The following is a 13,702-nucleotide window of genomic DNA, read 5'->3' on the forward strand; positions in this document are numbered from 1 at the left end:
CGCTTCCTATAATGACTGTCTCAATATCTTAGCTTCATCATGGCTGGCGCGTCGCTAGATTGTCATATACTTTGTTGTTTTCTCTTTTGCCGACTGCCAATACATAAACCACCACTACATCATCTTTTACGGTATACACCAGACGATACCCTACAGTGCGTAATTTAATTTTATAGGTATCTGTATGTCCCGATAGTTTTGACGCAGGCACATGAGGATTGGACAATCGCTGCTGTAATTTTTTCTTAAACTGCTGCTGAGTATTTGGTGCTATCTTTTTCCACTCTTTTAATGCCAAAGGATGAAACTCAAGATTATAAGTCATCCAAAGTTACCTTTATCGGTATCTGCCCATCATTCAACCGTGCGCTAACGGTTTGGCTCAATACCATATCATCCATGGCTTCCATCATGCGCTCAAAGACGTCTGTTGAAACTAAGTAAGCCACGGGTTTATTGTGGTTTAAAATAGCGATGGACTCACCGTCTGACTGTTTGATCAGTGCCGATGGGTTGGCTTTTAGTTCTGAGATACTGGCTGTCTGTGTGGCAAATATTGGTTGCATGACTCATTCTCCGCTAATATTACGCTCTAAATATAGGGCTAATTTTAGCACGAAAATTAGGTCTTGTTTGTTAATCTCTTCACATGTAATTTGTAGGGTGCGCCTCGCGCACCTTACAACTACAATTCTTTTATATAAGCAGACTCTTGACCAGTCCAGCCACACTTTACACAAACACCATCTGTAAAATGATGGCTACAATTTGAATAGCCATAAATTTTGTGAGCGCAATTTGGGCATAAACCCGCCATCTTTGAGCTATCTATAAAGTATGATGATTCGCACTCATCACAGGTGCTTTTTGCTTTATTCATAATTTGATTCAAAGCCTAATATTTTGACGTAGTAGGCGTAGGGTAAGCCTCGCGCACCTTTATACACAATTTCTATATCATCGGTACGCTGGGCGCACCTTACAACTAATATCTATCTAATCGTTAGGTGTTGCAGGCTCCATCCAACTTAAGCTTGTTAGCTCTTAAAGCAACAATTTAAAAACCTTTTTAATTTTCTATGCCTTTTACTACTTATCAAAGGCGTAAATTGTTTCATATTATCTGATTCAAATAACTTGAAACCTTCTAAAATAATACTATAAGCTTCACGAATACTATCTTGTAAACTTTCAATATCCTTGATCATTTTATTGAGATCTTTAAAGGTCGTATTACTTTCATCAAACTTATTTAAGCTTTCAAGAATTACATCGTTGCTTTGAAGAATAGCCTTAATTTTAACTCTATCAATAAGATAGCTTAGACCCTTCAAATTACCTAAACCCTCAGCAACATAAAAAGGACTTTGAACATTTTTTCCTGTTCTAACCTCTTCAAGTTCAATCTCAGTTTTTGTAGCTCTACGCTGTATTGCAATAATGGAACTCTTACTATGCTTCATTTGTCCTAACTTGTCATATAGCCCATCAAGACCTTCAGATTTTATAGTTCTATAAAGGCTTTCAATCTTTTTCCAATCAGCTTCTATTTCATTTAACTTTCTATAGTTTTCAGAAATATTCAATTTAGCTAATTTTATATTCTCGATTTTGTTTGAGTAATCAATCTCTTTACTAAGTTTGTTACTCAAGGACGTAAAGTTTTCTCCAAAATACTTCTTGCCACAGTCATTTCCTAAATTAGTCAACCTACCAGATTCAGTTTCAACAATACATCCGATATTATGAGGTGTGCGACAATTTGATAAACCGCATCTACCCTTGTTTGGAAGTTCATATTTATTAATAACTTGCTTTAATTTTTCCTTCTTAGGATCTAATGAGTCAGTATATCCACTCATTTTATAAATATCATCCCAAGTAGTAATTCTCAAAAAATGCTTTTTACTAACTGAAATATTCAAATTCTTATCCCTCTTAGCAACTTATACTTAATAGTGCCAAGGTGTCGAAACACCCTAACACTAAACCATGGAGGTCAGACTAAACACCTATGCTATTTTTCTAGCACTAGCGTGTTCAATGTTTAAGTTTATGTATCTGTTAAGTCCATCTCCCATCCTAGCTAGCTCTATCATTTTGTTAACATGATTAGAACCAGTTATAGAATAGTTATACAGATACATACCACCTTTCTTAAAACACACAATTATGAAATCGTCACCGACCTCATATGTGCTTATACCAGAGTTACCATCGATATCACGATATTTTTCCATGCTCATTACTCCTGAGCTGAAATATTTGTGACTATCACTTCACGGTTTCTTTGGACAAGGGGTAAGTTTTAAATTAGAATAGCAGCCTGTATGTGGAGTACTACTTTATTTTCTTACCACTTGTGGAAGTCAATAGTCTTAACTCCCTGATATTAAATACGCCAATATTTAATATCTCCAATGGCAAAGATGAGAAATCGTCTTTGCCATTTTTATTGCCTGATACTTGTAGTACCAAACAAATTTTAAAACCTTTCAACTATATATTAGTGGTAGATGACGAGCTTAACCCAAAAGCCAAACACGCTATCCACCAGAAATTCTATTTAAAGAATATCTCTTGTAAACCTAGATCTTACATGCACCGCCAGCACAATCATCTTCCATATCCGCTTGGGCGTCGTTCGCACCATCACGAGTGTTATGGTAGTACAACGTCTTCACACCCATTTTATAAGCGTTTAGCAAGTCTTTTAGCAATATCTTCATCGGTACACGGCCACCTGCATAACGAACTGGGTCGTAGTTGGTATTGGCAGAGATGCTTTGATCGACGAACTTCTGCATGACAGCGACCAGCTTTAGGTAACCGTCATTGTTTGGCATTTGCCATAGTAGCTCGTACTGATCTTTTAGCGTCGTAATCTCAGGCACGACTTGCTTTAAGATACCGTCCTTTGACGCTTTGATAGAGACCAGACCGCGTGGTGGCTCGATACCGTTGGTCGCGTTGGCGATCTGACTAGAGGTCTCAGACGGCATTAAGGCGGTTAGGGTAGAGTTGCGTAGACCGTGCTCAGTGATCTCGCCACGTAGCGTTTCCCAATCGAGATGTAGCGGCTCTTGGCAGATTTTATCCAAGTCAGCTTTGTACGTATCAATCGGCAAGATACCTTGTGAATATGTAGTCTCGTTGAACGCAGGGCAAGCGCCTTGCTCTTTTGCCAATTTGTTTGACGCTTTCAAGAGATAGAATTGCAATGCTTCAAACGTTTGATGCGTGAGACCCAATGCTGAGTCATCTGAATAGCGTACGCCATTCTTGGCAAGGTAATAAGCATAGTTAATCACGCCCACACCGAGCGTACGACGACGCATGCTGCCGTTTTGAGCCGCTTTGACTGGATAGTCTTGATAGTCGAGTAGGGCATCAAGCGCACGGACGATTAGCTCAGCTGGCTCTTCGATATCGCTGACGTTTTCAACTTTACCCAAGTTGACCGCTGATAGCGTACAAAGGGCGATTTCGCCTTCTTCGTCATTGATGTTATCAAGTGGCTTGGTCGGTAGGGCGATTTCCATACATAGGTTTGACTGGCGAATCGGCGCAACCGTTGCATCAAATGGGCTATGCGTGTTGCAATGATCGACGTTTTGGATATAGATACGACCCGTACTGGCGCGCTCTTGCATCATTAGGCTGAACAAGTCTGCTGCTGGAATTTGGCGGCTACGAATAGCAGGATCATTTTCGTATTTGGTATATAGCTCTTCGAATTTGTCTTGATCTTCAAAGAACGCATCATAGAGGCCTGGCGTGTCACCTGGTGAGAATAGCGAGATGTCTTGGCCTTTGATGAGGCGCGTGTACATCGTTTTGTTTAACTGTACGCCGTAATCCATATGACGAACACGGTTGTCTTCGACGCCGCGATTGTTTTTGAGTACCAGTAATGACTCAACTTCTAAATGCCATAGTGGGTAAAATAGAGTCGCAGCACCGCCACGGACGCCACCTTGTGAGCAGCATTTAACAGCCGTTTGGAATAATTTATAGAATGGGATACAGCCAGTGTGCTGTGCTTCACCGCCACGGATAGGGCTACCAAGGGCACGGATACGACCTGCGTTGATGCCGATACCAGCGCGCTGTGACACATAGCGTACGATGGCGCTGGTGGTCGCGTTGATAGAGTCTAGGCTATCACCACATTCGATCAATACGCACGAGCTAAACTGACGCGATGGCGTACGTACACCAGACATGATAGGCGTTGGTAGTGAGATTTTGAACTGTGAGGTCGCATCATAGAAGCGCTTCACATAGTTCATACGCTCTGACTTTTCGTAACGGCTGAACAAGCACATACCAACCAGCATGTATAAGAACTGCGGGCTTTCAAATACAGTCTTGCTCACACGATCTTGGACGAGGTATTTGCCTGCCATTTGCTCAACAGCGGCATAGGCAAGATTCATATCGCGCCAGTGATCAAGGTATTCTTCTAACTCATCAAATTCAGCACGGCTATAGTCAGCTAGGATATGCTCATCATATTTGCCAGCATCAGTCAGGGTTTTGACATGATCATACAGATGCGGCGGTGTGAATTTGTTATAAGCAATCTTACGTAAATGGAAGATAGCCAAGCGCGCGGCTAGATATTGATAATCAGGCGTGGTCTCAGAGATAAGGTCAGCAGCAGACTTGATGATGGTCTCGTGGATATCGCGAGTTTTGATACCTTCATAGAACTGGATGTGCGATTTTAGCTCAACTTGTGACACAGACACATTGTCCAAGCCGTGAGCGGCCCATTCGATTACCTTATGAATTTTATCTAAATCAATAAGTTCTAATCGTCCGTCACGTTTGGTCACTTTGATTTTGTCGATATGTGTCATGCTGGCCTCTATTTTTGGTTGCTTATATTATTCGTAGAGCAGTAAAGCCCGCTCAACGTTTTTTATCGTACTGCTTATCTAAACACGCTATCCAAACATGGTAACTACTGGCATTAGCTGCTCTTTTTTTAGGCAAAAAATACCCGATACTCGTAGTGACGGTTAAAATCACTGAGTACTACATATAGCGTGTTTATTAATTGGTAGGCACAATATAGCGGGAAAATTTTGAAAATACTATATTGATTTTAGAATAAAACTATGTTGCTACAAGGTTGTAGACGGTCCAAATTTTGGCAAAGGACGATGGGATAAGGGTTAGACGCAAATGCGCTCATTATAAATTTTTTGTAAAAATATCGTGACGGTTTAATTTTTATTTAATCGGTTATTGTCGACTGATAATAGTGATCGTACTGGCAATAATGCGGGCGCAGATTGTACACCAAACCACAAAAAATCGCCACCCATATGAGTGACGATTTAGACGGAAAAGGGGTTGTTTTTTTCTAAACACCCATTACCGGTTTATACAACCATGCGAACGGTTTTGGCATTGTCCAGTGACGCATAAAGTGTATTCACTTGATCGGCGTCTGTGAGGTATAAATTGACGCGTGCTGAATGGAAGCGACCCGTTTTAGACGGTTTGACTTCTATAGACGCCAAATCAAAATCAGGGAACTGACTACCGAGGATTAGCTTCACTTCATTAAGTAAGCCCTCGTGCTCGCCTTCATGACCAATGATGCTCAATGGATAGTTCATTGGAAAATCCCAAAGATCTGGATTTTGGATGTCCGTTCTTTTACCTTTTAAGACGCCTTCATTGGGTGTCATGTCCGTCATTTCGATTTCTTTTCTGGACGTTTGGGTGCTGTTTTGATTATTGCTGTCTTTTGGATCATCACTCATGATGTGTTCCTCGCTTTTATAGATAAATAAAAAAATTAATAAATAAGCAATCGTTGGTTAGATATTCAATCAGTAAAACATGCACTTGAATAATGCCAAAATCATAACGCAAAAATCTGAGACAGGCTCAGTATGGTCGTAAGTGGCATTTAAATCAGTCAAGCCATAGTCGATTCAATTTAAAAGTAGTACAAGGTAACCGAGTATAAATGTAACTGTGAAACTTCAAGCGAGGTTAACGCTGTCATACTTTTAGAGTGGAATGGCTATATTAAGTAGAGAATATATGCACTGTTTATAGTGGTCTATGGGTGATTATTCAAGTTAAGTCTGTATTTAGTCCGTCCTGTCGCACTACTGTATCTTGATTACATCATGGCTGCATGTCCAAAAGCCACATAAACCATTACGGTAAATAGCCATTAAGAGGTGCGATATCAGGTGGAATATCTGTCTCTCCTAGCGCCTCTCGTAGATTGATCTCGATAGTGCGTGACAGTGCGGTCAGTGGCAACTGATTCGCCGCCAAGCCAAAAGGCTCTTCTAGCTCTTCGCTAAGCGCATCCAATCCAAAAAAGGTATAAGCAATCACGGCACAAATCAGTGGAGTCGCCCAACCGAGCGATGCCACCAAGCCAAAAGGTAGCATAATGCAATACAGATATGTCGTGCGATGTACCAGTAGCATATAAGCAAATGGCAGTGGTGTGTTATGAATACGCTCGCAGGCTGCCAATACGATCGTCATAGAGGTCAAGCGCTCGTCCATATTTTGTATGACTTGTTCTGATAGCAGTCCTTGCCGCCGAATGTCGCCGAGATGCTTGCCCATAAGGCGCATGATATAGTCAGGTACGTTTTTCGCTTGGTGCATACGGTCATGGTGTATGGGTGCGATAAAAGGCTCAATATCCTCCCAAGGTGACGTACCACGTAGCCTATGGCGCACAGCATGTGCAAAAGCAATGGTGAGATATACCATCGTTCGCTGAGTATCACGCCCAGTCGCAGTGTCATCCTCTACAAAAGACAGCACTTGGCGCGTTAGGCTACGAGAATCATAGACCAATTGACCCCAAATCCCTCGAGCCTCCCACCAGCGCTGATAGCTGGCGTTATTCCGAAATCCAAGAAACAACGATAAAGCAATCCCAAGCAAGGTAAAAGTCGCCATGCCATAATAAGGAAAAGAGTCAGGAACCCAGTGCTGAATAATCGTGATCAAGGTGCTCAGCAGGGTAATCATCAAAATTTGCGGATAGATTTTTGGAATGATTGAGCCGCGCAGGGTAAAAAATATTTTGAGCGGGTTTGGTGTTTGCCGGACAATCATGGGTTTTCCTAGCGCTAAAGTATAGTCAAAGAAGTCTAAAACAGCTACAAGGCAGCCGACCGCAGATTGTACATATAGTACCTCTAGGAAGGGTAACACCGTAGCGGTTTAGTAGTTCGCTGACTATATGTCAATACACAACGAGATGTAGGGTGTGATTCTAATATAAAATCGAGATATGTAAAGATTGTTTTTTCGCTAGCAAAAGCAGAGTCTATAATTAAGTACAAAAAAGGGGAGTTATGATAAAAAATATCTCAAGTAACGAAGTTATTGAATTGATAGCCAAGTATCGGATAGCGTCGACACCTGCGAATAAGCTGCTTGACGATTTAGAATATCAAACTGGGGCAATAGAAAAAGATGTTTTTGACATGATATATTACGAATTAATCGGATGCTCAAATGGCTTTTTATTAGAGCTTTATTTAACATTAACTGGGGAAAAAGTCGAAGTTATTGGATACGTTCAGCCGTTATACGCCTGTCCTTGTTGCGGTTTTAAGACGCTATCAGAAATTTATAATGTTGAAAGAGGAACTGGCTACGATATCTGTCGCTATTGTCAGTGGGAAGACGATGGTACTACTGAAGTTAGCAAACATAGCAGCGTCAATCGAGGTAGTATTAGTGACTATAGACGGCGTGTTTTAGAAAATCGAAATTTATTCCATAAAGATAAATGGTTAAGGTAGGCTATGAATTGGCTGTGTTAAAAACTAATATTTACGTAATAGTATAAGTCTAAATTAACCGAATACCAGATCATAGCTATTAACTTTTAAACTACCATCAAGGATCATTCCTAAATTTTCTTATACAATCTCTTCTTTACGTAGCGTCAACACTTCATAACCATCATTGGTCACCGCAATAGTGTGTTCCCATTGAGCAGAGAGTTTTTTGTCTGCAGTCACTACCGTCCAGCCGTCTCTTTTCGTTTTTACTTTGGCCTTACCTTGGTTAATCATTGGCTCGATGGTAAAGGTCATGCCTGCTTCTAACACCAAGCCTGCACCTGCGCGACCATAATGTAACACTTCAGGCTGCTCATGCATCTCACGGCCGATGCCATGCCCGCAGTACTCGCGAACGACAGAATAGCCCTGCTGCTCGGCGTGACTTTGAATAGCGTGTCCGACATCACCAAGCGTGGCGCCTGCCTTGACCGTGCGGATGCCTGCCCACATGGCCTCATAAGTGGTATCAACAAGTCGTTTCGCTAAAGGCATAACGTCGCCAATCATATACATTTTACTGGAGTCGGCAATAAAGCCGTCTTTTTCTAACGTGATGTCTACGTTGATGATATCGCCCGATTTTAGCATTTGCGTGGGTGAGGGCGCACCATGACACACCACTTGGTTTACCGATGTGTTGAGTACGTATTGGTAGCCGTATTGTCCTTTGCTAGCAGGTCGTGATTCGAGCACATCAATGATATAGCGCTCTGCCAAGTCATTGATAGTCATGGTGGAGATACCCGCGATAATACGTGTATCTAGGTAAGCGAAGACCGATGCCAAAAGTCTACCAGACTCGCGCATGATGGCTATTTCTTCAAGTGTTTTTAACGTGATATCAGCCATCAACGAGATTCCTTATATTGACATCGGCTTGTTTCAACTGTTCGCTAATGATATCGGTGTAAGATAGGTGTGGATTGGCTTCAGCCAACATACCTATCTTTATCCAGTATTCTGCTTGTGCGTTAATTGAGCGCACCATGACGGTACTGGCTTTACGAATTTCTTCATGTAGCGTGTCATCTATTTTTACGATACCCATTTTTATCCAGTATATGAAGTGTATACGAATCATATATGTTTTATAGTGTTGTTTCAAGTCTGATGAGCAGCATTATGCTCCAAGGCTCATCTGTGTCATCGACCGTACAAAATCACAGGCACAAAAAAGCCGAGATAAACTCGGCTTTTTTATTGGTACTTAACTTACTTTGATATTAGTCATTTTCAAGGAAAGAACGTAGATGCTCAGAGCGTGATGGATGACGCAATTTACGTAGGGCTTTTGCCTCAATCTGACGAATACGCTCACGGGTCACATCGAACTGCTTACCGACTTCTTCTAGCGTATGATCCGTCGGCATATCGATACCGAAACGCATTTTTAGGACACGTGCTTCACGCTCAGTCAGGTTGCCGAGTACATCACGAGTGGCTTCTTGTAGACCAGCAGCCGTCGCATCATCGACAGGGCTTGAGATCGTACCATCTTCGATGAAATCTCCTAGGTGTGAATCTTCATCATCACCGATAGGGGTTTCCATAGAGATAGGCTCTTTGGCAATCTTAAGCACTTTACGGACTTTGACTTCGTCCATCTCTAGGCGTTCGCCTAATTCCTCAGGCGTTGGCTCGCGGCCCATCTCTTGTAGCAACTGACGTGAGACACGGTTGATCTTGTTGATCGTCTCAATCATATGTACAGGGATACGGATGGTACGTGCTTGGTCAGCGATAGAGCGGGTAATCGCCTGACGAATCCACCAAGTGGCATAGGTCGAGAATTTATAACCACGGCGATATTCAAACTTATCAACCGCTTTCATCAGACCAATGTTACCTTCTTGAATCAGATCCAAGAACTGTAGGCCACGGTTGGTGTATTTTTTCGCAATAGAGATAACCAGACGTAAGTTAGCCTCAACCATCTCTTTCTTAGCACGGCGAGCTTTTGCTTCACCGATGGCCATACGACGTGCCACGTCTTTCATGTCGTGGATTTTCATGTCGAGCTGCTGCTCATAATCACGGATGCGACGCTGAAGTAAAATAACGTCATCAGTAACTTTCTCTAACGTGCCAGCAAAAGCAGGCTTGCCTTTGATACGCTCAATCAACCAATCAACATTGGTTTCATTGCTAGGGAAGGTTTTACGGAACTCTTCGCGCGGCATACGGCCACGGCGAATGACCAAACGCATGATTTGGCGCTCTTGCTTACGCACGTCATCATAGACGTCATGCATGATGGCCATGACTTGGTCTGATAAGCGATTGTTTAGCTTTAGCATCATAAAACGTTCAGCGAGTAAGGCATAAGCAGTATCCGCTTGTACACTACCACGGCCATAGTCGATCAAAGCTTGTTTGGCTTTGATAAACAGGTTCTCAATCTCTTCTAGACGCAGACGCACTTCTTCTGGATCAAGACCGCTGGTTTCTTCTTCGGCCTCTTCATCATCGTTTTCGTCGTCTTCGTCATCATCATCCAATGCAGCAGCTTTGGCTTTTTGCTTGATGACAGGTGGGTTTTCTTTTTCTTCTTTAATGCGCTCACGCTCTTCTTTCGCTGCTTCTTTTGCTTCTTGGGCCGCGATTTTGTCCGCTTCGGTTTCAGGATCTAAGAAACCTGTGATGACATCAGACAGCTTTTTTTCGCCATCTTGTACTTTTTGGTATTCGTCCAAGACGAACTGTACTGTACCCGGCCAGTAAGACATGGCATGCTGTACGTCACGAATACCTTCTTCGATACGCTTGGCAATGGCAATCTCGCCCTCACGGGTCAGTAGATCAACCGTACCCATCTCACGCATATACATACGGACAGGGTCAGTGGTGCGGCCAGGCTCAGTCTCAACAGAGGCGAGTACTGCCGCTGCCTCGTCGGCTGCCATGTCATCATCACTTGAATCATCGTTCATCAAGATGTCATCGGCATCTGGCGCTGATTCAAAGATTTTGATACCGACATCGGTCAGCATTTGCACAATATCTTCGATCTGATCGCTTTCGGTAATAGAGTCGGGCAGCTGGTCATTCACCTCAGCATAGGTTAAATACCCTTGCTCTTTGCCCATTTGGATTAAGGTGGCCAGTTGAGATGTGGACTTAGAAACTGACTTATCGTTCATAAATACTCGCTTACTTGCATCGGACATTTTTATATCGTGACTCGCTATCGCTGGCTGGGTGCGTTGATCTTATCAATCGATTGATCAAAATATGGCGTAGAGGTCGTCAGTAATATCAAAAATGAGTGGATATGAATAAAGGCTCAAAACACTACAATTACAATGCTGAAAAACAGCTAAAAATTAAAAAAACCATAAAAATAATACGTCAAATTTGTGCTTAACGATGCATGCTCACAATCATTCACCAAGCAGTGCTGTCAATATACAGCGACACAGTTTAACACAGACCACAGTCGTCAAGCACGAGGCAGTCCTATCTACCGACCATTTTTTACTGATTATTTTCTATCAGTGGAATGTTTGACATTCTTGTTAGTACGATAGGCTTTGATAATGCTCGTGCTACTGGGCATAATCACTAGTAGTGGGGGCAATCGCCATACTTTTAAAGGGTCACTACTTTATTGTTACTTATAACACCAAAAACTAAGACTGAACAGTGACCATCTGCGATGAGCGTTCGGCATGTTGTGCGCGTAGCCAGTTACTTAAATGTTGCGCTTGCATACGCACGATTGCCTGTTTGATATGGTCAGGGTTTTTTATCAACTCTTGCATCTTCTTTTTTACATTACGTTCGAGTAGAGAGCTGACCAATTCTTCTATTAAATCATCAAGGCTTAAGACATTTCTTGCCGTCAATGCTCTATAGAATCCACCCCAACTATTACTTAAGGTCGCTTGGCTCGTTGGATTAAGGTTTGATAATACAAAATGTGCGGCTGCATTGGCATCTGTTGGCAGATGTTTTATGCACCGTTTAATAGTAGTGACTACGTCCAATAGTGCAACATCATGCAAATCTTCCCATGCAACGGCTCGCAATGCATCGCTTGCGGCTTTTTTCTGGATATGAGCAGGCAGTTTTAAGCTGGTAAGCCCTGATTGTCGCCAAATATATTCAATGGGGTCTTCAAGTAGTGCGCGTGGTTGAAACAAAAAGCATAGCTGTAACTGCTGGCTGATGGTCATGTCACCATCAAAATCTAGCAACGCGTCTTTGGCTTCGACGTTTTGGCTGCGTTTGCCGCCAAGCTTTTGATACACATCATTGTTCAGCAAATAGCGAAAGCTACTGCCTTTGGGTAGAGCAGCGGTCAATGAGCGTACTTGCGACATGAGCTTGGCTTTACCCTCAGCCAAACTCAGGTCATAACGCTCACTTAAGTATGCAAAAATATACTGTGACAATGGCATGGCATTGGTGATTTGCTCACGCATGGCATCGCTGCCCTGACTCTTAATAAAAGTGTCAGGGTCATGGTTATTAGGCAAGGTCAAAAACCGCAGCTCTTTGTCATCGGCCAGCACGGGTAGCGCCACTTCTAGCGTACGCCAAGCGGCTTTTTGTCCGGCGCTATCACCATCGAAACTCAACGTGAGCGTCGGATTCAGTGTCAATAGTCGCGAGATTTGGCTCTCATTGATGGCGGTGCCCATCGAGGCAATGGCCCCATAGATGCCCGCTTGATAAAGCGCGATGACATCCATATAGCCTTCGACCACTAGCCAGTCGTTGGCACGCTGCTGGCGGGATTCATAGTAGCCATAGAGCACATGCTGCTTATGAAAAACGGGCGAGTCGGACGAGTTGATATATTTGGGCTTTACCTCGTCATCAAGCACGCGACCACCAAAACCAATCGTACGGCCTTGATTGTCTCGAATCGGAAAAATAACCCGATCTCGTAATAGGTCATAATCGCGTCCAGACTCTGACTGCCGCACCAGACCTAATGCCTTTAGGCCTTCGATATCTTGAGGAAACTGGTGCTCAAGATGCTGCCACCCGAATGGCGCATAGCCAAGGCCAAAGGTATCAAAGATGTCTTCTGTGATACCACGCGATAAAAAGTACTGCATGGCATGAGGATGGGTCGTCAAACTGTGCTGATAAAACTGCTGAATTTGCTCTAGCAGCTCGTATAGGTTGCCATCTGTATCTGCGCTGCTGTCCATGCCTTGTAGACTGGTGCTCTCATTGCCATCCGTTATCCACGTTGGAGGGTAACTCGTATCGCTTTGATACTCTGCATCATAACCATCAGTGGGATAAGAGGCGGAGTCGTAAGCATCTAGTGGTGGATAGTCGTCATAGCTATTGCTGCTGTCATCATAGTGTGGTTGACTGTCGTAGTTATCAGTATAGCCATTAATACTCTGATCGGTGCTTTGATCGGAGCTGTGATCAGTGTTGTGATGAGGAACTTGACTATCTGATGCTGTGCCAGCGCTCGGCTCTCGACGGTTTTGGGTAGGCGGTTTAACACTGATAGCGGGTTTGGCTGTTGGTGGCGGTGCAATAGGTTTAGGCGCACTGCGCTGATAGCTGACGTTTTGACGTTCTTCTTTTGGCACCTCAATGCCAGTTTGGTTCGATAGCTCATTGACCGCTTCTATAAAAGTCAGACTTTCATAATCACGCAGAAAACTGATGGCATTGCCGCCCACACTGCAGCCGAAGCAGTGGTAGATGTTTTTTTGTGGATTGACATAAAAAGAGGGCGATTTTTCACCATGAAAAGGACAGCAGCCCTTAAACTCGCTCCCTGCTCTTTTGAGCGTCGTATGTTTGCCAATGATGCTGACAAGATCAGCTTGGCTATTGAGTTGTTCAAGGATATGGTTAGGAATGCTCATACAAAA

General features: G+C 43.1%; 11 protein-coding genes. 1 reads left to right on the forward strand and 10 read right to left on the reverse strand.

Translation table 11 applies throughout. The features are described 5' to 3' along the window. Positions 1 to 37: 37 nt before the first annotated feature. The 6 genes from I6E86_RS04730 to I6E86_RS04755 all read right to left on the reverse strand — a co-directional run bounded on the left by I6E86_RS04730 (position 38) and on the right by I6E86_RS04755 (position 7,113). Positions 38 to 325 carry a type II toxin-antitoxin system RelE family toxin gene (locus tag I6E86_RS04730; RefSeq protein ID WP_197175720.1) on the reverse strand — a complete coding sequence of 96 codons (288 nt, stop codon included), beginning with the start codon at positions 323 to 325 and terminating at the stop codon, positions 38 to 40. Continuing rightward, positions 315 to 566 (reverse strand): type II toxin-antitoxin system Phd/YefM family antitoxin, encoded by a 252-nt coding sequence (locus I6E86_RS04735; protein ID WP_197175721.1) that lies wholly within the window; start codon positions 564 to 566, stop codon positions 315 to 317. Before I6E86_RS04735 ends, I6E86_RS04730 begins: the two co-directional genes overlap by 11 nt. A 471-nt stretch (positions 567 to 1,037) precedes the next feature. Then, positions 1,038 to 1,925, reverse strand: a complete 888-nt coding sequence (locus I6E86_RS04740; RefSeq protein ID WP_197175722.1) for a hypothetical protein — start codon at positions 1,923 to 1,925, stop codon at positions 1,038 to 1,040. A gap of 663 nt (positions 1,926 to 2,588) precedes the next feature. Continuing rightward, positions 2,589 to 4,865, reverse strand: a complete 2,277-nt coding sequence (gene nrdA / locus I6E86_RS04745; protein ID WP_197175723.1) for a class 1a ribonucleoside-diphosphate reductase subunit alpha — start codon at positions 4,863 to 4,865, stop codon at positions 2,589 to 2,591. 528 nt (positions 4,866 to 5,393) lie between these two features. Continuing rightward, the gene (locus I6E86_RS04750) at positions 5,394 to 5,714 is read right to left on the reverse strand and encodes a YbeD family protein (protein WP_194197613.1); all 321 of its coding nucleotides are present in this window, start codon (positions 5,712 to 5,714) and stop codon (positions 5,394 to 5,396) included. A gap of 472 nt (positions 5,715 to 6,186) precedes the next feature. Further along, positions 6,187 to 7,113 (reverse strand): bestrophin family protein, encoded by a 927-nt coding sequence (locus I6E86_RS04755; protein WP_197175726.1) that lies wholly within the window; start codon positions 7,111 to 7,113, stop codon positions 6,187 to 6,189. 242 nt (positions 7,114 to 7,355) lie between these two features. On the opposite strand from I6E86_RS04755, the gene I6E86_RS04760 reads away from it, so the two are divergent. Then, on the forward strand, positions 7,356 to 7,808 hold the full coding sequence (locus tag I6E86_RS04760) for a CPCC family cysteine-rich protein (RefSeq protein ID WP_197175727.1): 453 nt from the start codon (positions 7,356 to 7,358) through the stop codon (positions 7,806 to 7,808). 120 nt (positions 7,809 to 7,928) lie between these two features. Here the strand turns inward: I6E86_RS04760 and map are convergent, their stop codons facing one another. From map to I6E86_RS04780, 4 genes are all read right to left on the reverse strand, one after another. Beyond that, positions 7,929 to 8,702: a type I methionyl aminopeptidase gene (gene map, locus I6E86_RS04765; RefSeq protein ID WP_197175728.1), complete on the reverse strand. Its 774-nt coding sequence runs from the start codon at positions 8,700 to 8,702 to the stop codon at positions 7,929 to 7,931. Continuing rightward, positions 8,695 to 8,901, reverse strand: coding sequence for a ParD-like family protein (locus I6E86_RS04770; RefSeq protein WP_194363108.1), 207 nt, complete (start codon positions 8,899 to 8,901; stop codon positions 8,695 to 8,697). Before I6E86_RS04770 ends, map begins: the two co-directional genes overlap by 8 nt. A gap of 175 nt (positions 8,902 to 9,076) precedes the next feature. Next, entirely contained in the window at positions 9,077 to 10,993 is a 1,917-nt protein-coding gene (gene rpoD / locus I6E86_RS04775; protein ID WP_194363109.1) for an RNA polymerase sigma factor RpoD, read from the reverse strand. A 489-nt stretch (positions 10,994 to 11,482) separates the two neighbouring features. Beyond that, positions 11,483 to 13,696 (reverse strand): DNA primase, encoded by a 2,214-nt coding sequence (locus I6E86_RS04780; RefSeq protein ID WP_197175729.1) that lies wholly within the window; start codon positions 13,694 to 13,696, stop codon positions 11,483 to 11,485. Positions 13,697 to 13,702: the final 6 nt, after the last annotated feature.

This window comes from Psychrobacter sp. SWN149, assembly GCF_015864565.1.
Taxonomy (GTDB): Bacteria; Pseudomonadota; Gammaproteobacteria; order Pseudomonadales; family Moraxellaceae; genus Psychrobacter.